Origin of the sequence: Cellulophaga algicola DSM 14237 (genome assembly GCF_000186265.1) — a bacterium.
GTDB classification, from domain to species: Bacteria; Bacteroidota; Bacteroidia; order Flavobacteriales; family Flavobacteriaceae; genus Cellulophaga; species Cellulophaga algicola.
Genome location: NC_014934.1, coordinates 567,180 through 589,587, shown reverse-complemented (window position 1 = coordinate 589,587; position 22,408 = coordinate 567,180). Strand labels below are relative to the sequence as shown.

20 protein-coding genes and 2 tRNA genes are annotated in these 22,408 nt (G+C 33.8%); 13 read left to right on the top strand and 9 right to left on the bottom strand.

The window, feature by feature from the left end:
* Positions 1-8: 8 nt before the first annotated feature.
* Complete coding sequence (locus CELAL_RS02475; RefSeq protein WP_013549333.1) at positions 9-1,505, top strand: T9SS type B sorting domain-containing protein; 1,497 nt, start codon at positions 9-11, stop codon at positions 1,503-1,505.
* 52 nt (positions 1,506-1,557) lie between these two features.
* Here the strand turns inward: CELAL_RS02475 and CELAL_RS02470 are convergent, their stop codons facing one another.
* Together CELAL_RS02470 and CELAL_RS21345 are read right to left on the bottom strand one after the other, a co-directional pair.
* Entirely contained in the window at positions 1,558-3,066 is a 1,509-nt protein-coding gene (locus CELAL_RS02470; protein ID WP_013549332.1) for an OmpP1/FadL family transporter, read from the bottom strand.
* Positions 3,067-3,096: 30 nt separating this feature from the next.
* Positions 3,097-4,293 carry a hypothetical protein gene (locus tag CELAL_RS21345; protein ID WP_013549331.1) on the bottom strand — a complete coding sequence of 399 codons (1,197 nt, stop codon included), beginning with the start codon at positions 4,291-4,293 and terminating at the stop codon, positions 3,097-3,099.
* 97 nt (positions 4,294-4,390) lie between these two features.
* Here CELAL_RS21345 and proS point away from each other — a divergent pair, with 97 nt between their 5' ends.
* The 4 genes from proS (at position 4,391) to rpsT (ending at position 6,446) form a co-directional block, all read left to right on the top strand.
* Complete coding sequence (gene proS / locus CELAL_RS02460) at positions 4,391-5,866, top strand: proline--tRNA ligase (RefSeq protein WP_013549330.1); 1,476 nt, start codon at positions 4,391-4,393, stop codon at positions 5,864-5,866.
* A 78-nt stretch (positions 5,867-5,944) separates the two neighbouring features.
* Positions 5,945-6,016 (top strand) — tRNA-Glu (locus CELAL_RS02455).
* 56 nt (positions 6,017-6,072) lie between these two features.
* Positions 6,073-6,144, top strand: a tRNA-Glu gene (locus CELAL_RS02450).
* 50 nt (positions 6,145-6,194) lie between these two features.
* Positions 6,195-6,446, top strand: coding sequence for a 30S ribosomal protein S20 (gene rpsT, locus CELAL_RS02445; RefSeq protein ID WP_013549329.1), 252 nt, complete (start codon positions 6,195-6,197; stop codon positions 6,444-6,446).
* 949 nt (positions 6,447-7,395) lie between these two features.
* Here rpsT and CELAL_RS02435 read toward each other — a convergent pair.
* The 3 genes from CELAL_RS02435 to rho all read right to left on the bottom strand — a co-directional run bounded on the left by CELAL_RS02435 (position 7,396) and on the right by rho (position 10,759).
* The gene (locus tag CELAL_RS02435; protein ID WP_013549327.1) at positions 7,396-8,070 is read right to left on the bottom strand and encodes a hypothetical protein; all 675 of its coding nucleotides are present in this window, start codon (positions 8,068-8,070) and stop codon (positions 7,396-7,398) included.
* Between the two features lie 19 nt (positions 8,071-8,089).
* Positions 8,090-8,797: a hypothetical protein gene (locus CELAL_RS02430; RefSeq protein ID WP_013549326.1), complete on the bottom strand. Its 708-nt coding sequence runs from the start codon at positions 8,795-8,797 to the stop codon at positions 8,090-8,092.
* A gap of 216 nt (positions 8,798-9,013) precedes the next feature.
* Positions 9,014-10,759, bottom strand: a complete 1,746-nt coding sequence (gene rho / locus CELAL_RS02425; RefSeq protein ID WP_013549324.1) for a transcription termination factor Rho — start codon at positions 10,757-10,759, stop codon at positions 9,014-9,016.
* A gap of 192 nt (positions 10,760-10,951) precedes the next feature.
* On the opposite strand from rho, the gene CELAL_RS02420 reads away from it, so the two are divergent.
* Both CELAL_RS02420 and CELAL_RS02415 read left to right on the top strand, forming a co-directional pair.
* Complete coding sequence (locus CELAL_RS02420; RefSeq protein ID WP_013549323.1) at positions 10,952-11,362, top strand: DUF4293 domain-containing protein; 411 nt, start codon at positions 10,952-10,954, stop codon at positions 11,360-11,362.
* 164 nt (positions 11,363-11,526) lie between these two features.
* Positions 11,527-13,071: a hypothetical protein gene (locus tag CELAL_RS02415; RefSeq protein WP_013549322.1), complete on the top strand. Its 1,545-nt coding sequence runs from the start codon at positions 11,527-11,529 to the stop codon at positions 13,069-13,071.
* Positions 13,072-13,154: 83 nt separating this feature from the next.
* Here the strand turns inward: CELAL_RS02415 and CELAL_RS02410 are convergent, their stop codons facing one another.
* Complete coding sequence (locus CELAL_RS02410) at positions 13,155-13,652, bottom strand: metallophosphoesterase family protein (RefSeq protein WP_013549321.1); 498 nt, start codon at positions 13,650-13,652, stop codon at positions 13,155-13,157.
* 131 nt (positions 13,653-13,783) lie between these two features.
* Between CELAL_RS02410 and truA the strand changes: the two genes are divergently transcribed.
* Both truA and CELAL_RS02400 read left to right on the top strand, forming a co-directional pair.
* Positions 13,784-14,536, top strand: coding sequence for a tRNA pseudouridine(38-40) synthase TruA (gene truA, locus CELAL_RS02405; RefSeq protein WP_013549320.1), 753 nt, complete (start codon positions 13,784-13,786; stop codon positions 14,534-14,536).
* On the top strand, positions 14,529-16,295 hold the full coding sequence (locus CELAL_RS02400; protein ID WP_013549319.1) for an ABC transporter ATP-binding protein: 1,767 nt from the start codon (positions 14,529-14,531) through the stop codon (positions 16,293-16,295). The genes truA and CELAL_RS02400 overlap by 8 nt, the downstream gene beginning before the upstream one ends.
* Here the strand turns inward: CELAL_RS02400 and CELAL_RS02395 are convergent.
* The 3 genes from CELAL_RS02395 to folP all read right to left on the bottom strand — a co-directional run bounded on the left by CELAL_RS02395 (position 16,292) and on the right by folP (position 18,851).
* Positions 16,292-17,107 carry a DUF3667 domain-containing protein gene (locus CELAL_RS02395; protein ID WP_013549318.1) on the bottom strand — a complete coding sequence of 272 codons (816 nt, stop codon included), beginning with the start codon at positions 17,105-17,107 and terminating at the stop codon, positions 16,292-16,294. The two genes, CELAL_RS02400 and CELAL_RS02395, sit on opposite strands and share 4 nt — an antisense overlap.
* Before the next feature lie 80 nt (positions 17,108-17,187).
* Positions 17,188-17,973: a diadenylate cyclase gene (locus tag CELAL_RS02390; protein ID WP_013549317.1), complete on the bottom strand. Its 786-nt coding sequence runs from the start codon at positions 17,971-17,973 to the stop codon at positions 17,188-17,190.
* Between the two features lie 44 nt (positions 17,974-18,017).
* The gene (gene folP, locus CELAL_RS02385) at positions 18,018-18,851 is read right to left on the bottom strand and encodes a dihydropteroate synthase (RefSeq protein WP_013549316.1); all 834 of its coding nucleotides are present in this window, start codon (positions 18,849-18,851) and stop codon (positions 18,018-18,020) included.
* Between the two features lie 106 nt (positions 18,852-18,957).
* Here folP and CELAL_RS02380 point away from each other — a divergent pair, with 106 nt between their 5' ends.
* From CELAL_RS02380 to prmA, 4 genes are all read left to right on the top strand, one after another.
* Positions 18,958-19,503, top strand: coding sequence for a DUF1599 domain-containing protein (locus tag CELAL_RS02380; protein WP_013549315.1), 546 nt, complete (start codon positions 18,958-18,960; stop codon positions 19,501-19,503).
* A 4-nt stretch (positions 19,504-19,507) separates the two neighbouring features.
* The gene (locus CELAL_RS02375; protein ID WP_013549314.1) at positions 19,508-20,605 is read left to right on the top strand and encodes a BT_3928 family protein; all 1,098 of its coding nucleotides are present in this window, start codon (positions 19,508-19,510) and stop codon (positions 20,603-20,605) included.
* Positions 20,606-20,665: 60 nt separating this feature from the next.
* Positions 20,666-21,415, top strand: a complete 750-nt coding sequence (gene tpiA / locus CELAL_RS02370; RefSeq protein WP_013549313.1) for a triose-phosphate isomerase — start codon at positions 20,666-20,668, stop codon at positions 21,413-21,415.
* A 64-nt stretch (positions 21,416-21,479) separates the two neighbouring features.
* Positions 21,480-22,322: a 50S ribosomal protein L11 methyltransferase gene (gene prmA, locus CELAL_RS02365; RefSeq protein WP_041557431.1), complete on the top strand. Its 843-nt coding sequence runs from the start codon at positions 21,480-21,482 to the stop codon at positions 22,320-22,322.
* The last annotated feature ends 86 nt before the right edge of the window (positions 22,323-22,408 follow it).

Sequence of the window (22,408 nt, the reverse complement as noted above, 5' to 3'; positions counted from 1 at the left end):
TGCAAATAATGGCGACTAAATATACTAAACTAACCGTATATGAAGTTAATAACCCATATCACAGACCACTACACACAATGAGACTATTTTTAAGCATGCTATGTTTTATGTTGTTTATGACAACCTCTGCTCAAAATTCACCAGATTGTAGAACCGCTATTCCTGTTTGTGCAGATATTCCTTATTTAGGCCTTGCAGACGGTTTGGGAGATATAGAAGATTTTGATCCAGAAGTGATTACGCAAACGGGATGTTTAGAAAAAGGTAGTGTAAGTTCTGCTAATGTTGAAAACAATACATCTTGGTTTGTTTTTAGGGCAGGAACGGATGGTCAAGTTGGTTTTGATATTGAAGCACTATCAGATACTGCGGAATGGGATTTTGCAGTGTACGGCCCTGATGTAGATTGCGGGACTATTTCTGATGGTACTGCAGCGCCTATTCGTTGTAATTATGAAGTGAATACCACAAGTTTTACAGGTTTAGGTATTAATCCAGAGAATGGTGATGAAGGTAGGCCTAATCAGACTCAGAGTTTAAATACTTATGATGAGTATTTAAATGTTTCAGCAGGAGAAATCTATTATATCTTAATTAATAATTTTAATACAAATTTTGATGACGAGGCAGAGCCTTTTGAGCTTACATTTACAGGAAGTTCGGTAGATGAAGATCAAGATAATGCCTTAGATTGTACCTTGAGAGATGAATTTTTAGGGTTTGATATTGCAGCTTGTGAAGGAGATCCGGCTATTACTTTAAGTGCATTGCGTTCTCCTGCAGGACCAGATGTTGTAAATGTAGTGTGGTCTGTAGATTATGAAGATGATGGTGTTATTGATGCAGAGTTGCTAAATGGTGCTTTAAGTGAGGCTGAAGAGCTTGTTATTGCGACTGAGTTTGGTAATTCTGGTAGGTATTTTGTAGAAATAACGACTAGTTTGGCAACGACCATTGTTGATGATATCTTAATTACCGTATTTGGCACTCCAGTGTTAGAAGAGGTAATCATTTTAAATTCTAACATTACTAATGATCCAGATCAAAATAATATTGAAATAGTTGTAGAAGATTTGCGAGGTAATGGCGAATATGAGTACGCTATAAATGGTGGAGTATTTAGAGGTGTTCCAGTATTTTATGATGTGCCTCCGGGAATAAATACAGTTATAATTAATGATAAAAATGGATGTGGTACTACGGAAGCTATAGAATTTTTAGTAATAGGGTATCCTAAGTTTTTTACGCCTAATGGAGATTTAATAAATGATACTTGGAATATTAAAGGAATAGAAGATCCCAGTATAATAGATCCGGTGGTTTTTATCTTTGATCGTTATGGTAAATTATTAAAGCAATTAGATGCCAATAGCACTTGGGATGGTACATATTCGGGAAGTCCAATGCCGTCTTCTGATTATTGGTTCAGGTTTGAATATGCTGAAACTGAAAATGGAGTAGTGGTAGCCAAAATACTTCAAAACCACTTTACGCTAAAACGATAAAAGACCCGCTTTTTGGGCGAGTCTTTCTTAATACATTTAAACTGTATTTTATTTAGAAATTTATCGTGTAGGACAGCGTAACATTCGTATTTGTTCTGTCAATATTTAAATTTGCGGTAGGATCTGTACTTAAAATTGTAGCATTTCTATCTTGAGAATAAGAATTAACGGCTAAATCTAGTTTACTAGGGCCAAAATTGTATCCAAGACCACCTGAAATTCCGTTTAAATCTCCTATAACATTACTTTCGTAAGGACTTTGTTCGTAGCGATATCCCGCTCTTAAGCTCACTTGTTTAATTCTGTACTCTCCACCAAGTCTAACAGAAGAAACAGCTTGTAGTTGATTTGAAATATAGTTGTTTTCAGCAGCGAAAGCAGGATCTGAATCTGGTCTTAGTTCCGCGTTAGACATGTCTTGATATCCATAATCTAAACTCAGTAAGCCATCTTTTCCAAAAACTAACGCTAAACTTCCCGTTAGTTTTCCTGGAGTTTTAATGGTGTATTTGTCGTAGGCATTAATAAGGTTGAAGTTAATAAAACCAATATCCTCAGCTGCTATCGTTGAATTAATACGTTGAGAAAATTCATCTGAAATTCTGTACCATGTAGGAGATTGGTAGCTACCTCCAACTCTTACGCTCTTATTTACTTTTGCGATAGCACCTAAGCTAAATGAAAAGGCATTTCCGCGACTGCGTAATAAATTATCAAACGTGGTAGACTGTACTTGTGAACTTGCATCATAACCGTTTTCAGTAAGTTCAGTAAGCTGATCTAGGAATATGCTGTGTACATTAATAGAGGCTCCAACATATAAATTGTCTTTATATTGAGAAGCCATATTAAAAGTGTATTTATCGTTGTATCCTGTACTTATCTGACGATAATTCTGAGTAACCGAATTGTATTCACTTGTAGATACATACTCCGTATTGTTGTCATTATCAGGGTCTACAGCATCAATTACACCCCCGAATATTCCTAAAAAGGCTTGCTGTTCTACAAAGCCTAAAGAAGAGCCAATATCTAAGTAAGCACCTTCAATAAATTCCCCGTCTTGTAGTTTTAAAGGTCCTAATGGTAGGCCTTGAGCAAAGCTTAAAAAATAGTTATCTATGCCTTGGGTCGTATTGTAGTTCGCGTTAATGTAATTGTCAAAACTTTGTACTTTGTCAAAGTTTAATCCTATGCTAAATTTTTTCCAGTCCGCATTTGGATCACTATTGTTAAATACGAATACACCACCTATCTGATTGATATCAAAATTATTTTCCGTGGAATTAAAAGTATTGCTACCATTATAGGAGTTTTTATTTTTCGTGTGAAAATTAGTTCCAGAAATGGTAAGTTGGCTATTATTAAAAACTGCCGATCCTGCTGGGTTTATGTTTAAAGATGATAAGTCTCCGCCCAATGCTCCGAATGCTCCACTCATTGCTTGGAATCTTGCGGTACCTTGAAGGTTGTCAGTACTATATCTTAAAACGTCATCAATATTTTGTGCATTCGTAGCTGCGCATACCGCTACCATGATTAAAGTAATATACTTTTTCATATCAATCTTAATTAGAATTAAAAACTAGGCTTAATTTCCTCTACCACTACTTCTACTGCTGCTAGATGATGATCTAGAAGAACTTCCACTACTTCTAGAAGAAGAAGAACTGCCGCTGCTGCTACTTCTTGTAGAACTACCAGTTGATCTGTAACTTCCTCCGCTACTAGATCTGCTGCTAGAGCTTCTTGTTGTTGTTGGACTGCTACTTCTAGAGCTAGAACTTCTTGTTGTTGTAGGAGCGCTGCTTCTAGAGGAGCTACTTGATGATCTACTTGTAGAAGGTGTGTATGTTCTAGAAGAAGATCTATTATAAGTACTTCTGCTTGTATTAGGTGAGCTACTTCTGTATGTAGTGCTAGATCTTGAGCTTCTATTGCTGCTAGGTGCTACTCTAGTGCTTCTAGAAGTTCTATAGCCTGTATTTCTATTGGTGCTTGTTCCTGTTCTATAAGAAGAAGATCTTCTTGCGGTAGTTGAAGTGTTTCTTCTAGAGGAATAATTAGATCTTGTGTTAGATACTGCAGAGCTACTTCTTAAGGAAGAATTATTGTATAAACTAGATCTGTAGTTGCTTCTTCTGCCGTAAGTGTTAGCATAGGTTCTGCCTCTATAGTTATTGTAACGGTAAGGGTTATAGTGATTGTAGTAAGGAGAATAGTGTCCATATCCACCTCCATAATATCCATTATACCCGTAGTAACCGCTATATCCCCAACTATTCCAGCGATTGTATCCCCATGGGCTTCCCCAGTTGTTACCGTAGTAATTATTATAACCCCAATTGTTCCAGCCATAACCGTAGTTGTTCCAGCCTAAATTGTTGTTGTTATAGTAGTTTATAGAAACACTCGTAGGGTTTTCTCCCCAACCACCATATCCGTCATAGCTGTTATAATCATCATTGTAATAATTATCATCTTCGTAAACGATATCAGTGCTGTCTTGTGCTTGGCTGTAATAACCATCTATGTCTGTGAAAATCTCATCATCTATGATCTCTTGATATTGGTCCGCCTTTTGTCCAAAATAATTCGCGTAAGCATTATCTGTTTTTTGAACTTGAGTATTTGGTCTTTCGGTATATTGTTGACTTTCGTTTGAATAAATACCATCATTATCGTAGTACGATGATTGCTGGTATGAGCCACAAGACACTATAAATAATGCTAAAATAGGCATTAAGAATGCCACTCTGAATTTTTGGAGGGGTGCTGGATGTATCATCTATTAGAAATTTAATTGTTGAACATTGTAAAAATAGTTAGTTTTACCGAACTATTGTTTTAAATAAAGGTACAAGATTTGTGCCAAACTAAGTACTATGAGTAAAAACTTAACGAAAAGAAGCGAGGATTATTCTAAATGGTATAATGAACTTGTTGTAAAAGCCGATTTAGCTGAGAATTCGGGAGTTAGAGGCTGTATGGTCATCAAACCTTACGGGTATGCCATATGGGAAAAAATGCAAGCAGCTTTAGATGCTATGTTCAAAGAAACAGGTCATGAGAATGCCTATTTTCCTTTGTTTATACCCAAATCATATTTAAGTAAAGAAGCGAGCCATGTAGAGGGTTTTGCAAAAGAATGTGCTGTGGTAACGCATTACAGGCTTAAAATGGCCGAAGATGGAAGCGGAATTATTGTAGATCCTGATGCTAAATTAGAAGAAGAGTTAATTGTTAGACCAACATCTGAAACCATTATTTGGGATACTTATAGAAGGTGGATACAGTCGTATCGTGATTTACCAATATTAATTAACCAATGGGCTAATGTTGTGCGTTGGGAAATGCGTACGCGTCTGTTTTTACGTACTTCAGAATTTTTATGGCAGGAAGGGCACACAGCTCATGCTACAGAGAAAGAAGCTGTTGCAGAAGCAGAGCAAATGATGAATATTTATGCTGAATTTGCAGAAAACCACATGGCAGTTCCAGTAATAAAGGGTTTAAAAACAGAAACAGAACGATTTGCAGGAGCAATTGAAACGTATTGTATAGAAGCCCTTATGCAAGACGGAAAAGCTTTGCAGGCGGGTACATCTCACTTTTTAGGTCAGAATTTCGCAAAAGCTTTTGATGTAAAATTTACTTCAAAAGAAGGAAAGCAAGAATTGGTATGGGCTACCTCATGGGGGGTTTCTACACGATTGATGGGAGCTTTAGTAATGACGCATAGTGATGATAAAGGTTTAGTGCTTCCTCCAAAATTAGCGCCAATACAAGTCGTTATTGTTCCTATTTATAAAGGTGATGAGCAGCTAGATGCTATTTCAGAGCGTATTGCACCACTTTTAAAAGAATTACGCGCAAAAGGAGTTTCTGTAAAATATGACAACAGGGATACGTATAAACCTGGATTTAAATTTGCAGAATATGAGCTTAAAGGAGTTCCTATTCGTTTAGCTATTGGTCAAAGAGATATGGATAATGGTACTTTTGAAGTTGCTAGAAGAGATACTTTGGAAAAAGAGACCGTTCAGGCAGACGAAATTGTGGCTAAAATTGAGTTTTTATTAGAAGATATTCAGAAGAATATTTTTCAAAAAGCATCGGATTATAGAGAGAATCATATCACAGAAGCAAATAATTACGAAGAATTTAAAGATATTTTAAAAAATAAAGGAGGATTTATTTCTGCGCATTGGGATGGTACTCCGGAAACTGAAGAGCGAATTAAAAACGAGACAAAGGCAACAATACGTTGCATTCCGATAGATGTTAAGCTAGAAGATGGTGTCTGTATTCTTACTGGAAAACCATCAAAAAATAGAGTGTTATTTGCGAAAGCGTATTAATTTTTCAAAAAATAATAATTAGCTATTGCAATAGTGAAAAATAGTTGTATTTTTGCATCCGCAATTACGCGATTTGTTGGTCCGTTCGTCTAGGGGTTAGGACGCCAGGTTTTCATCCTGGTAACAGGGGTTCGATTCCCCTACGGACTACAAAATAGTTTGAGATAGAGTTTTCTATTTCTTACTGTTCAGTTTAAATATATTATGGTCCGTTCGTCTAGGGGTTAGGACGCCAGGTTTTCATCCTGGTAACAGGGGTTCGATTCCCCTACGGACTACTTTAAAAAATTAAGGATTGAAAATCCTAAATAAATAAATTAGAAAAGAAATGGCAAATCACAAGTCAGCGTTAAAGAGAATTAGAAGAAACGAAGCAGTGCGTATCCGTAATAAATATCAGCACAAAACAATGCGTAATGCATTAAGAAAAATTCGTACTGAAGAAGATAAGAAAGCTGCTGAAACTTTATTCCCTACTGTTGTAAGTATGATTGATAGATTGGCTAAGCGTAATATTATACACGCTAACAAGGCTTCTAATCTTAAAAGTAAATTATCTAAGCAAATTGCTGCTCTATAATTTTTTGTAGAAATTTGTTATACAAAATATAAAGCGCTTCATCATTTGATGAGGCGCTTTTGTTTTTTTAAATAATTTGTCTAAACGGATCAAGCCTAATTGTTGTGTTTATGTAAATATTTTGGTTGTTTTTGATTTCAAGCTAAAAATGTCCCATTTAAAGAGTTTTTGGTATTTTTAGTACTACGGGCTTCAATTAGTAGGATTAAATAGACTAGAGTTACTTTATTTTAGGTTTCATGGTTATAAAACCAATAATAAAACAACTATATAAAACAACTACCGCAGCTTTGTGAAAAGGTGCAATCTGATAATACAAATCTATATTTTCTTGGGTAATATAGCTGTGAACAATATTGATAGGAAAATAAATGCTCTGATACGTAATGAGGCCTGTGCTTATCCAGAATAGCAGTCTTCTAAAGAGGGTGGGGTTACTTTTGTTTTCTACGATAAAGTTGAGAGCTGAGAAAATGAGTAAAAGCGATCCATACGTATATGAGAACAATTGTCTTTCTGTGATAATACTTTTGAAATATGCATTTATAATGGCTATAATTAAATAAGCTATTCCTCCGTAAACTATTATGTTTTTTATTTTTTTGCTAGAGGTATAATACCAATAGATGTAAAAAAAGTAACAAAAAAATATAATTGAATATGTGTAATATATAATGTAGTTGTAGTCTGAATATAAGCCAGTGATAAAGGGATTTAGTTCAGGGTCTAATTGTATAACAAGACCTAATACTTCTGTTAACAAAATATAAGTTAACAGAATAGGTAGAAACCTTAATTTACTTTCAAAATACTTTTTATAGCTAAGAATAGAAGCTACTATTGTAGCTACATAAAGTATTAGGTAATGATCAGAAAATATAATTTCAAGCAAATTAATAGGGGATTTTTTAATGTGCTTAATTTAATCATTTTTAGTTGAGGTTAGGGGTTATACTTTTAATTTTCCTTTCATTTGAATGAATCCGTAAATAAAACTCCCGTACATTAAGAAGACTAAAGCTAAATGAAATTTTGGCAATATATAATTCATTGTTTTCGTTTCCATTGTAGAAAAAGAGTATAAAATGTTAATGGGGATAAATCCTATATGGAATATAAGTAACCCAATACTAATCCAAAAAAGTGCATTTTTTTTAAAAAATCTCGTTTGAATCTTTTCTTTTAAAAAAATAAAAGCGGCTAAAATTATAATTAAGCTTCCAATATTATAGGAATAAAGTTGAGGCTCTATTATTATATTTGTAAACATAGCATTAATTAAAAAGGTTAAGGCGTATGTTGTAGAACCGATTAATATTATTTTTTTATTTTGTTGTAAACAACAAAAATGCCAAAACAAATAGAAAAAATAGCCAAAAAACATTAAGTCGTACACTATAAATATTATAAAATTATATTTAGAATATAAATCATTAAAAAAGGGATTTTTACTTGAATCAAGATTTATTATCAGACCTAATAATTCAGTAAGAAATATATACATTAATAGAACCGGTAAATATTTTAATTTAGAATCAAAATATTTCGGGTATCTAAAAATGGTAATTATCAATGTTACAAAGTAAATTTGCAGAGGAGGATAAAGTAATATTTCTTTTAACAAAATGTTTTATTTATACTAATCAATTAAAATCAGAATCATAGGGAGGTGGACCCATTGTTGTTTTGTTCATAATCAAACTTTGGTCTGAAAACATTATAGGCGCAGCTGTAGTTGTGGGTATAAACGAGGCATAAGATTTATTCGTTTTCTTATGAGTATCTCCCATTTTGCTGTCTAGGATTCCTGGGTAGTCACGTATCAAAGCAGCTTCTTTTTTGCCATCGCCTAAATCTTTAATATAAAAACCCATATTCATGGCGTCAACTTTCATTGTTGGAAGGATGAAAAACGAATTTTGGCGCGGGTGTTTTACCTCTTTGTGATCAGAAGATTCTTTTTTAGCAGGATAGGTGGAGAAATAAAAACGTAAGGTTTCTACTTTAACCCCTGCTTCTTTTGCTTCTTGCTCTACGTAAGCAATATAGTTTTTTACGGTCTCTATGTCGTAATCACCATAGCGGGAAGCTATAAATTTAGACCCATCTTCTAAAGGTTCTTCTGTGGCTTCAATTAGGTTAGCTCTTTTTTTAGTGTAATTGTCGTAATCTTCTTTAGCTTCTGTAATACTGATAATTTTTTCGGGAGCTTTTACTTCATTTGTGGTTTCTTCGTGTTGCTCTTTGCGCGTTGGCTCAGCATCAGGAGTTGTCGGTTTTTTTTCAGAATTACAGCTTACGAGTAAAGAGAAAGCAATGAATAACAATCCCAAGTTTTTTTTACATGTCATCGGTTGTAGTTTTTAGGGTTATAAAATTTACTTGCATTTAAGTCGTAGAGGGGATTGTACTTTTTGTGCGTTGTAAATATATTTGAAATAATTGAGAAATTGAATGCTAAACGCTATTAATTCATCCAATGAAATAGGTATATCCTTGAAAATAAAGGAAATAAAAAACCCAATGAAATTTTCATTGGGTTTTAAATATTTAAAAGAAAGTTGATTTTACTGACTCATTGTCATTAAAAATTCTTCATTATTTTTTGTTTGTTTAATACGTTGTTCAATAAACTCCATAGCTTCAATAGGGTTCATGTCTGCAAGGTATTTACGCAGAATCCACATACGCTGTATGGTAGTTTCATCTAGTAATAAATCATCTCTACGTGTGCTAGAAGAGGTAAGGTCAATAGCAGGGAATATTCTGCGATTAGCAATCTTACGATCTAATTGTAGTTCCATGTTACCGGTACCTTTAAATTCTTCAAAGATGACTTCATCCATTTTAGAACCTGTTTCTGTTAAGGCGGTTGCAATAATAGATAATGATCCTCCGCCTTCTATGTTACGTGCAGCACCAAAGAAACGTTTTGGTTTGTGTAATGCGTTTGCATCTACACCACCACTTAATACTTTTCCGGATGGCGGCTGTACGGTGTTGTATGCACGTGCTAAACGTGTTATAGAATCTAATAAGATAACCACGTCATGACCACATTCTACAAGTCTTTTTGCTTTCTCTAAAACAATATTAGCAACTCTAACGTGTTCTGTAGGTTCTTTGTCAAAAGTAGATGCTACAACTTCGCCACGTACATTACGTTGCATGTCTGTAACTTCTTCAGGGCGTTCGTCAATTAGTAATATAATTTGATAAACTTCTGGGTGGTTTGCTGCAATACCGTTTGCGATATCTTTAAGCAACATAGTTTTACCAGATTTAGGTTGCGATACAATCATACCTCTTTGTCCTTTTCCGATAGGAGAGAATAAGTCGATAATCCGTGTGGAGATTGTACCTTGTCTTTCTGATAAGTTAAATTTTTCTTGCGGGAATAATGGAGTTAAGTGCTCAAAAGCAACACGATCACGTACTACTTGTGGGTCTATCCCATTAATTTTGTTCACTTTAATTAAAGGAAAATATTTTTCTCCCTCTTTTGGTGGACGAACATTTCCTAAAACGGTATCCCCAGTTTTTAATCCAAATAAACGTATTTGAGATTGAGAAACATAAATATCATCAGGTGATGATAAATAGTTGTAATCAGACGAGCGCAAGAAACCGTAGCCATCTTGCATAATGTCTAAAACTCCTTCACTAGCAATAATGCTATCAAATTCGTATTCTGGCTCTTTATACCTATTTTTTAAATCTTTATCAAAATTGTTATTCTTCTCCTGTTTTGGACGAGGATTAGGTTTGTTTTGATTCGGATTATTTTGATTGGGGTTATTCTGATTTGGATTGTTGTTGTTCTGATTGGTATGAACAGGTGTCTTTTTTTGAAACTCCTTTTTCTGATTTGGAGCTGGAGCCTTTGTATTTTTTGGGTGCGGAGCTCTAGCTTCTTTAGGAGCCTCTTTGGTAGGTCTTTCCTCAATAGATTTGTTAGGAACTTCCTTTGCAACTACTGGCCTCGGGTTTGGCTTATTGGGCCTCGGATTTGGCTTTTTAGGAATGCTTTCTACCGCTTTTTCAACAGTAGGTTCTTCTGTTTTCTCTGTTTTAGCCGTTATTCTCGGTTTTTTAGGCCGTGCAACTTTAGCAGGTTTAGGTTTTTCTGCTACTTCGGGAGTAGTAGTACTTAGTGTAGCTTGTACAACTTTAGGATTGGCAGCTTGCACATCTAAAATTTGATAAACTAAGTCTAGTTTTTTTAAGGTTTTGTACTTTGGTACTTTTAAACCATTGGCTATTTCCTGAAGCTCAGGAAGCTTTTTTGATTTTAAATCTGAAATTTCAAACATTAATAATTGAATAAATTATACGTCTCTATGAAAATATGAAGTGTATTGTGATCTTGAAAATTAACGGAACGATGTCCTAAATATTGGTGAGTGTTATGGTACTGCGAGACAATATTACAAATTATTTTCAATATTTCATTGATATTTCTTAAAAAGACGCTTATTTTGCAGTCTTAAATTATAATTTAAAGAATGATTCAAAGAATCCAAACATTATATTTACTAATCGTTATACTATTGACGGCTGCTTTACCGTTTTGGGTAAACCTATGGTCGGATATTGAAGGAAAGGAAATTTTTGCCAAAGATGATGTTTTAATCTCTGGAGCATTTTTTGTTTCGGCGATATTAGCTTTAGTGAGTGTAGGGTTATATAAAAAAAGACAAAACCAATTTGTAGCAAACAGATTGAATATGATATTGAACCTTTTTTTACTAGGATTTTTCGTTTATCGATCGCTAAACTTATCTGGAGAAATTTCGGTTTCTGAGAAGGGTATTGGGATGCTGATTCCTATTTTTTCTATCGTTTTTTTAGTCTTGGCCAACAAGGCAATTAGGAAGGATGAGGATCTTGTAAAATCTGTGGATCGCTTACGTTAAACCTAACATCTTAGTAGTATTAGTGCGTTGAACCCGGGGTAGTGCCCGGGTTTTTTATGGTTTAAAAATTAAGAATGGTAAGGTTTATTTTCTACTATTTATTTGTTTTTTTTAAATTAAATGTTGTAATTCGTTAACATTATTTTAACAAAAATTCAAATTTCATGAAATTAACACTACTATGTTTTCTTTTATTTACTTCAATAAGCACCACTTTGTGTGCCCAAAGTGCCAATTTAGATCGTGAATATTTTAAAGTTTCTTACGTAAATTTGCCTTCACACCCCATTTTAGAGGATGCCAAACGTACCTATTCTTCCAATACAAGAAGTATTGGATTGTCTGGGTTTACAAAAGTGGCTACTAACGGTACTATAGATTTTGTGTTTAATTTTCATGGAACAAAGGCTGGTGAAGTTAATATAGAAAAAGAAACTGTTGAGGAGAAAGATGAAGACGGGAAAGTAATCTCTACCAAATATTACTATAATGTGCATACAAGTTTTAGCTCTTCGGCAACCTTGTCTTTAGCAAATTCTTATACGGAAAAAAGTAGTTCTAATACGTATCAGGAATCAGATAACTATGTTAGTTCTAGCTTTAAATCTTATTCTGCAGCGAGTAAATATTATAATGACAATAGGTATAATATTCGAGATGAGTATCGTGTAAAACATCGTTCAGAAATTGAAGATCAAATATATAGTAGGGTTAATTACTTATATGGATATGTGCCTTATACCAGTTCTAATGGTAATAATTTCTGGATTTTAGGAAATAAAAAACATTCGGAATTTGGAAAGCATCAAGAAGCAGGTAATGGGTTAAAAGAAATCTTTGAAAAGATGGAGTATAATCAGCCCGTAGAAACTCTATTAGCAGAGGTGAAGCCTATTGTTGGTTATTTTGATGATGTCGTTGTTAGGTTTAATGGTGATGACAAGAAATCGCGTAAAGTAAGGTATGCTAGTTTTTATAATAATGCGTTGTTGTATTTAAAATTAGATCAACCTGAAAAAGCAAAGGAATATGCCAATAAGCTTATAGCAAATGATTATGATAAAGGCGATGGAAAAAGAATTATTGCAAATGCAGATAAATTAATAGAAGAATTGAAACTTAATGAATTGGACACAAGGCATTTTGAGGTGATTACCGAAGATATTTCTGATGAACCAGTGGTTACCGAAATTATTGTTCAAGCACCTGAGGATACCTCTGAAAAGTCTATTGCTTTTTTGATTACAGCTCAAAATGACACCTTACAGACACTGGTAACAGCTAATGAGTTGTCTCGCGTTAGTGCGGTAGCTAATTTGGTAGATTCAGCGGATAATGAAGTTAAGGTATTTGAAGCGGTTAATACTAAGAAAATGGTAGTAGCTAGTGGTGATGTTTTTGAAGTTATTAATTTTCAATCTTCATTAGCGGGTGATGAAAATGCTTCTCTAAAATTTGCAAAAGTCTTGGTAGAAGGAGTAAAGGTTAATTTATATGAGCACATGACCAATGAATATGTGCTTTTATTGAATGGATCTGAAGAAGGAACATCTACTATGGGAAAGAATTTTGTTTTCGGTTTTAATAAAGAACTGGCTGTCTTTGGTGATGGTTGTGCGGCTTTAAAAGCAAATGTAGAATCAGGAGCATTTAAAAATACTAAAGAGGATTTAACAAAATTTGCAAAAGCGCTTAATAGCTGCGAATAGTTGAGTGTCAAAATTTAAAGAAAAAAAACGATTGTCGAAAGGCAATCGTTTTTCTTTTTGTAGGAATTCTTAATGAGAATCAGCTATCCTCTCTGTCCTAACTCAATTATTTCTAAATCTTTTATCTCTTTCCCGTCAATAACAAATTGTAGCATTGTGCGCACTTGGTGAAAACCATGTTTGCCACATGCTCCAGGATTCATATGTAAAAGATTCAGTTTTTTATCCCACATTACTTTTAAAATATGCGAATGTCCGCTAATAAATAATTTAGGCGGGTTTTTCTTAATATCCTCACGAATTCTAGGATTGTATCTATTTGGATAGCCACCAATATGGGTCATCCATACATCAACCCCTTCGCACATAAACCTATTGTCTAGCGGGAATTCCATTTGTGCTACATGGTCGTCAATATTGCCATAGACTACCCTGATAGGTTTTATTTTTTTTAATTTATCAGTAACATCTAGTGTGCCAATATCACCTGCATGCCATATTTCATCTGCTTTTTTAGCGTATTTCAGTATCGTATCATCTATATGGCTATGTGTATCAGAAAGTAAAAGTATTCGGGTCATTTGTTAAATTTCAAAATAAATTAAAAAAGGTTCTCTAGTGTCATCGTGTTGTTGTGATTCAGACCAAGAGGTGAAGAAGCAATATCGTATTTCTTTAGTACCTTTGTATTTCACAAAAATAACATATTCCTTTGAGGTATTTTATTCGTTTTTCTTACTTCGGAAAACATTATCATGGGTGGCAGAAACAACCTAATGCCGTTACGGTACAAGGCGTTTTAGAAGATGCCTTATCAAAATTATTAGCTAACGAAATTATTTTGATGGGTGCCGGTAGAACAGATGCGGGAGTGCATGCAAAGGAATTGTATGCTCATTTTGATTTTGAAGAAATACCAAATAAAGAAAATTTTGTGTTTAGGTTAAATGCTTTTTTGCCGAAAGATATTGCTATACTGGATGTTTTTCAGGTTCCAGAAGACGCGCATGCAAGATTTAATGCAGTTGCTAGAACTTATGAATATTGGATTGTACAACAGAAAAATCCGTTTTTGACGAACCATGCTCATTTAATTAAATATCCATTAGATATCAATAAAATGAATGAAGCTGCTCAGGTTTTCTTATCACATATAGATTTCGAGTGCTTTTCAAAAAGTAATACAGCTGTGAATACGTTTAATTGTGATGTAAAATATGCGGAATGGAAAGTGACTGACGGAATCTTAGTTTTTACAATTACAGCAGATCGTTTTTTAAGGAATATGGTGCGCGCTATAGTTGGTACATTGCTAGAGGTTGGTTTGGGTAAGATAGATATCTCCAATGTTAAAGCTATATTAAAAAGTAAAGATAGGAGCAAGGCAGGGGCTTCAGCCCCAGCAAAAGGCTTATATTTGACCTCAGTTTTATACCCAGATAATATTGTAAAAAACCATGGATAATAAATCAGGAAAAGCATTTGATTTTCTCTTGTTTAAAAGATTAGTAAACTACACAAAGCCTTATCGTGTTACTTTCTACGGGGTAGCTATTGCTGCAATTTTACTTTCAGGTTTTGCTGTAATGACGGCGATAATTGTTGGTAATATTGTTGATGAAGCAATTACACAGAAAGACAGTCAGAAATTATTATATATGACAATGGCTATGCTAGCGGTTCTTATTGGGCAGGTAGTGAGTCAGTTAGGGTTTAATTATTATGCCAACTGGTTGGGAGAATCTGTAATCAAAGATGTTAGAATAGATCTGTTTAAACGCATGTTAGGGTTTAAGATGAAGTATTTTGATAGTTCCTCTATTGGTGTTTTGGTTACCAGAGCAGTTGCAGATATGCAGCGAATAGGAGAGATCTTTAGTCAGGGTTTTTTTGTAATTGTAGCAGATTTACTTAAAATGATTGTTGTGGCAGGTGTCATGCTGTATCAAAGCTGGAAATTGGCTTTAATCGTTTTTGCATTATTGCCTATTATCGCCTATGCAACCAGATTGTTTCAAAAAGCAATGAAAATTGCCTTTACGGAGGTTAGAGCTGAGGTGTCTAACTTAAATTCATTTGTACAAGAACGGATAACTGGAATGAAAATAGTTCAGCTTTTTAACCGGGAAGAAATTGAAAAGGAAAAGTTTAGAGAAATTAACGAAAAGCATAAAGATGCATGGTTAAAAACAGTTTGGTATAACTCTATTTTCTTTCCGATTGCAGAAATTGTATCTTCTATAGCCATTGGTTTAATTGTTTGGTATGGCGGATTATTAAATATAGCTAATGTTGGCCCTAGTGAGTACGGGGCTATTTTCGCCTTTATTTTACTTTCTGATATGTTGTTTAGACCTTTACGTCAAATTGCAGATAAGTTTAACACCTTACAGATGGGTATGGTAGCGGCTAATAGAGTGTTTAAAATATTAGATACCGAAAGTCAAATTGAAGATTCTGGAACTATTGAAAAAGCAGCTATTCTAGGAGCTATTGATTTTAAGGATGTTCGTTTTGGGTATTTAGAAGATGAAGAGGTATTGCATGGAATATCTTTCAATGTCAAAGCAGGAGAGACCGTAGCAATAGTTGGTGCCACAGGAGCAGGGAAGTCTACTATTATCAATCTGCTAAATAGATTTTACGAGATTAACTCTGGAGAAATAGCTATTGATGGTGTCTCTATTAAAGATTTTAAACTGTCATCTCTTCGCTCTAAAATAGCGGTAGTGTTACAAGATGTTTTTCTCTTTGCAGATACTATTGCCAATAATATTTCACTTAAAAATACAGCCATAACAACAGCACAAATAGAGGCTGCTGCTAGAGAAATTGGGGTGCATGAATTTATAGCAAGTTTACCAGAAGGTTATAATTATAATGTAAAGGAGCGCGGTACTATGTTATCTAGCGGACAAAGGCAGCTCATAGCATTTTTAAGAGCGTATGTAAGTAACCCGAGCATTCTGGTCTTAGATGAGGCAACGTCCTCTGTAGATACGTATTCTGAGCAGTTGATACAGAAAGCAACAGATAAAATTACAGAAGGTAGAACTTCAATTATTATAGCACATAGATTAGCAACGATTAAAAAAGCGGACAAGATTATTGTTATGGATGCCGGTAAAATTGTTGAAATAGGCACACACAAAGAACTTCTTAAAAAGGGTGGGTACTATAATAATCTTTATGAAGCACAATTTTCTATAGAAGAAGTGGCTTAGTACAGCATTGCCTGCGCATCTTTAAGATTTTTGAAAGTGTCTGTAAAAAATGCCAAGTAAATAACTGCGCAAATAATAATACCTAAGAATAGTATTCCGAAAATTACCAGAAATAACAAAAGCTTTAAGAGTATTTGCTTAAACGATAATTGAAATGCCTTTTTATATACATAAGAAAAGTATAAAACTAAGGTAATAACATTACTCATTGAAAGATAATATATCCATTGGCTATTCCATATACTTGCGATATATAAAATGTTGACTAAAATTGACATTTGTGTATACGCATACATATTGATGACGAAATGCTCACTGAGATTAAATTGCTTTTTGTTGTAAAAAACTACTCTTGATATTAAGGATAGAAAAGGGAGCATTGCTAAATAAAAGAGGCTTTGATATTCAACTGTAATATCTTGAAACTTCTTCCCAAACTCTAATCCCATTTGTTGTGATGCATCGGAACTGTCAACGTTCATTTGTGTAAATTGAAAATCCATTGCTGTAGGAAAGAATTTTTGAACTAAGAAAAAGAAAAGTCCCCCCAAGAAAACAGCAATTGTGAAATAAGAGATGGGATTCATATATTTTTTACGAACACCATTAATATATCCAAGAATTACTATTTCAGGAGCTACAAATAATTTACCAAAAGTGCGAATGAAGGTATTGTCAATATTTAAATAGCGCTGTGCAAAATCACCAAATAAATTTTTAATTGTCAATCTATTTCTGACCACTTTCGCTCCACAATCAGCGCAAAAATTATGATTTTCTTCTAAGGTAAGGGTGCAGTTTTTGCATTCCATGATGGTAAATGATTGGTTGGTTGGTTGGTTGATTGGTTGGTTGGTTGGTTGGTTGGTTGGTTGGTTGGCGGTTTTTTTACTTACATCAAATCTTCTTTGATCATGCTAGAAAGCTCTGTTAAGTCATTATATAATACAAATTCTCCGTTTTTAATATAGGTAATCATTCCTGTTTCTTCGCTTACTACAATGGCTAGAGAATCTGTTTTCTCCGTAATGCCAACGGCAGCTCGGTGTCTTAATCCAAAGCGTAATGGAATATTACGTTCGTTAGATACGGGGAGTATCACTCGGGTTGCAACAATATAATTGCCTTCAATCACAGCAGCTCCATCGTGCAATGGACTGTTTTTGTAAAAAATACTTTCAATAATAGGTTGGGTAATTTTAATAGACATTTTATCGCCACTAGATTTTACGAAATCTAAGGAATTGCTTCTCTTAATAATTATTATAGCGCCAGTTTTTGATGAACTCATTTTGTCGCAGGCACTTACAAGTGAGTCCACATCTGTGCCGATGGTGGTCACTTCTTGTTTCAGGAATTTGAAATGTTTAATAAATTTTCTTTTATTCGCAAAATTGGTAGAACCAATCATTAGCAAAAATTTTCTTATCTCTTGCTGAAAAACAATAATTAGTGCAATTAAACCAACTTGCATAAAACCGCCAATAACACTAGAAATCATTTTCATCTCTAAAAGCTCTGTGAGTTTCCAGAAACCCCAAACAAGAACAATACCAATGAAAATATTTATCGCAACAGTGCCGCGAACCAATTTGTAAATGTAGTATAACAGCGTAGCGACAAGTAATATGTCTATTAAATCTGTAATCTTAAAATCTAGAAAGCTTAAAAAATCCAAGTGTTAGGGTTTTTGTAAAATTAGGAAAAATACATGAACAAAAACTAGGTATTTTTGCACTTTAATTGCTGTACTATAGTAATACATTCTGCAGCTTCTTTTACATCATGAACCCGGAGTATGTTAGCGCCCTTTATTAAAGCAATTGTATGTAAGCTAGTCGTACCATTTAAAGCATTTTGAGCATCGCTCTTTAATAACTTATAGATCATAGATTTTCTGCTAATACCAACTAAGATTGGTTTTTTAGCATTTTTCAGGAGCTCTAATTTTTGCATTAATTCATAATTCTGCTCTAATGTCTTTGAAAACCCGAATCCAGGATCTAAAATAATATCATTAATTTTTTTATCTTGAGCTGTAGTTATTCTTTCGGCAAAATAACTTAGAATATCAGTAAGTAAATTATCATATTGTATGTTTTTCTGCATGTTTTGAGGGGTTCCCTTCATATGCATCATAATGTAGGGAACTTGATGTTTAGCAACAACGTTCATCATGTCAGGGTCCATATTTCCTGCAGAAATATCATTAATCATTGCTGCGCCTTCATTAATGCAGGCTTCTGCTACTTTACTTCTAAAGGTGTCTATTGAAATTTTACACTCAGGGAAATTTTTAAGTACCAAAGCTACTATAGGTGCAACTCTATTTAATTCTTCTTCTTCTGTAACGTGTAAAGCACCAGGTCTTGAGCTATATCCGCCAATATCTATGAAAGTGGCTCCATCAACAAGCATTTTTTGAACTTGATTAAGAATTTCAGTTTCATTTTTGTATTTTCCTCCATCATAAAATGAATCAGGCGTAGTATTAAGAACACCCATTATTTTTGGTACTCCAATTTTAATTAGATCTCCTTTGCAGTTTATGGTCATTTTTATTGAGAATTAGTCAAGAATTACAATAGCACTGCAAGTTTAAAGCACTATACTTGAACAATTAAAAATTTTGAACGAAATTTACACAAATTAGAAAGAATACATGCAGAAAACCTCAGAACAATATGATGCCGTAATAGAAATATGTCGCACTTTATTTTCTAAAAAGATGAAAGATTATGGTAGTGCATGGCGAATTCTAAGATTACCATCCTTAACAGATCAGATTTTTATTAAGGCACAACGAATTCGTAGTCTTCAAGAGAATGAAGTACAGAAAGTGGAAGAAGGGGAGCAATCTGAATTTATCGGAATTATTAATTATTCGATAATGGCCTTAATCCAGATAGAAAAAGGAATTGCAGATCAGCCAGATTTAAATGTTGACGAAGCAGTGTCGTTATTTGATGCCCACGTAAACATTACTAAAACACTGATGGAAAATAAAAATCATGATTACGGAGAAGCATGGAGAGAAATGCGTGTAAGCTCTTTAACAGATTTAATTTTACAAAAATTATTACGTGTTAAGCAAATTGAAGATAACAAAGGGAAAACTTTAGTGAGTGAAGGTATTGATGCTAATTACCAAGATATGGTAAACTATGCAGTATTTGCTATGATACATTTAACATTAAATTCTAAATAATTACATGAAGTACTTGGTTGGGTTCTGTAGAACAGTTGTAGGAATATTATTTATAATTAGTGGTTTTATAAAATTAAATGATCCTGTAGGGTTTTCATTTAAGTTGGAAGAGTATTTTAGTTTCGGCGTTTTAAATATGCCGTTTTTTGAGCCACATGCGTTAAAAATTGCAATTTTTGTGGTGATTTTGGAAGTCTTGTTAGGTGTTCTACTCCTAATAGGGTTTAGGCAAAGGTTTACTATGTATAGTTTATTAGTCATGATTATTGGCTTTACGTTCTTGACTTTTTATTCGGCTTATTTTAATAAAGTAACAGATTGCGGTTGTTTTGGTGATGCTTTAAAATTAACACCCTGGCAGTCTTTTACCAAAGATATAATACTATTAATTCTTATTGTTATTATAGTAGTAGGTAAACGGTATGTACAGCCCATTTTTAATCCTAGTTTTAATAGGATTGTCACAGGAGCATCTTTGGCTGCGTGTGTAATTTTTGTGTATTACGTGCTTAATCATTTACCTGCGATAGATTTTAGGCCCTATAAAATTGGTGCAAATATAGAAGAAGGTATGTCTGCTCCAGAAGGTGCGCCAAAAGCAATATTTGATTATGCTTGGAAGTTCAAGGTAGATGGAGAGGAAAAAATTATTGTTACTCAAGGTGACTACCCTACCGTAGATGGTGAATTTATAGCTGTAGAAACGACAGAAGTACAAGAAGGTTATGAGCCTCCAATTCATGATTTTACCATAGAAAAAGACGGGGTAGATTATGCAACAGAATTATTGCAAGAGCCTAAATTAATGATGGTAATTGCTTATGATCTAGGACAAAGTACGTATAGTGCTTTTGAAGATGTAAAAGAGCTTACAGATAAAGCGCAAAAAGCTGGCTATAAAGTTATAGGCATGTCTGCCTCTGGCGAAGATTTTGCGACTAAATTGCTAAAAGAGTATAAATTAAATTTTGAGTTTTATTTTACAGATCAAACTACCTTAAAAACAATAGTTCGTTCTAACCCAGGAGTCCTAATTTTGAATAAAGGTACCATCACACAGAAAAAACATTATAATGATTTAGATGCGATAACGTTAGAATAGTTTTTCGTTTAAATTAAAGTAGTATATAATTAGTCATTTAATAATTGAAAACAGAACAAAATGAGAAGTAAAATAGTTGCAGGGAATTGGAAAATGAATAAGAATGGTACTGAAACTGAAGCATTATTAGCAGAACTTTCTGCTAAATTACCAGATACAACAGCTGAGGTGATGGTTGCGCCAAATTTTGTAAACCTTGCTGGTGCAGTACGTAGTTTAGAATCTTCTACTATTGAAGTTATAGCGCAAAATATGCATTATGCAGAAAGCGGAGCATTTACAGGAGAAATCTCTGCAGATATGTTACAGAATGTAGGCGTAAAGACTGTAATTATTGGTCACTCAGAAAGAAGAGCTTATTTTGGGGAGACAGATGAGATTTTGGCAAAAAAAGTGATTGCTGCGCTTGCTAAAAATATGCGTATTATGTTTTGTTTTGGAGAAGAATTAGAAGATCGTAAATCAGACAATCATTTTAATGTAGTAGCAAGTCAACTTAAAAATGCGTTATATTCTTTAGAAGCAAACTCTTGGAAAAATATTGTTTTAGCATATGAACCAGTTTGGGCTATAGGTACTGGAGAAACAGCATCTCCGGAGCAAGCACAAGAAATGCATGCGTTTATCCGTAAATCTATCACGGAAGCTTATGATGCTACAATTGCTAATAACGTATCTATCTTATATGGAGGTAGTGTTAAACCAAACAATGCTGTAGAGATTTTCTCTAAGCCAGATGTAGATGGTGGTCTTATTGGAGGAGCAGCGTTAGTGGCAGATGATTTTGTTGCCATTATCAAAGCAATCTAAAGAATAAATACATATTAAAGCATAAGGGCATTCTATTAGAATGCCCTTTTATATTATACCTAAAATGGAAAAAGAGAATAATTACATAGAGTATACTTTTAGAGTAGCGCCATTACAGCCAGCGTCAGATATATTAATAGCAGAATTAGGAGAGGTCTTATTTGAAAGCTTTTTAGAAACCGAAGAGGGAGTCTTAGCATATATCAAAAAAGAGGATTGGTCAGATACTATTCTTAATAATGTCACTATTTTGGATAATGATATTTTTAAAATTGAGTATGATTTTAAAGAAATAGAACAGGAGAATTGGAACGCAACTTGGGAACAGAATTTTAATGCTATTCAGGTAGATGAAAAATGTGTAGTACGTGCACCTTTTCATGAAAAACCGGAAGTGGAGTATGATATTGTAATCGAGCCGAAAATGAGTTTCGGTACCGGTCATCATGAAACTACACATATGATGTTGCAACATATATTAGATACAGATTTTAAAGGAAAATCTGTTCTAGATATGGGAAGTGGTACAGGAGTTTTGGCTATTTTGGCGGCAAAAAAAGGAGCTAGTACAATAGACGCTATAGATATAGACAATTGGTGCTATTTAAATGCATTAGAAAATGTAGAGCGTAATGATTGTAGTCATATAAATGTATACGAAGGCGATGTTAATCTTTTAAAGAATAAAAGTTATGATATCATCATAGCGAATATAAATAGAAACATTCTACTAGAAGATATTTCTGAATATTCAAAGTGTTTAAAAGTGAATGGGACCCTGTTTTTAAGTGGTTTTTATGCAGAAGATATTCCCACAATATCAGCCAAGTGTAAAGAACATCATTTGGAGTTTACCTCTAATTTGAGTAGAAATAATTGGGTTGCTGCCGTTTATCGAAAATGTTAAAATTTTTACAAAATTATCGTTGAATTGTCATATATTGTCGGTGTAATGTATTTTTTTTAAGATATAGTTTTATATTTTTTAACTTA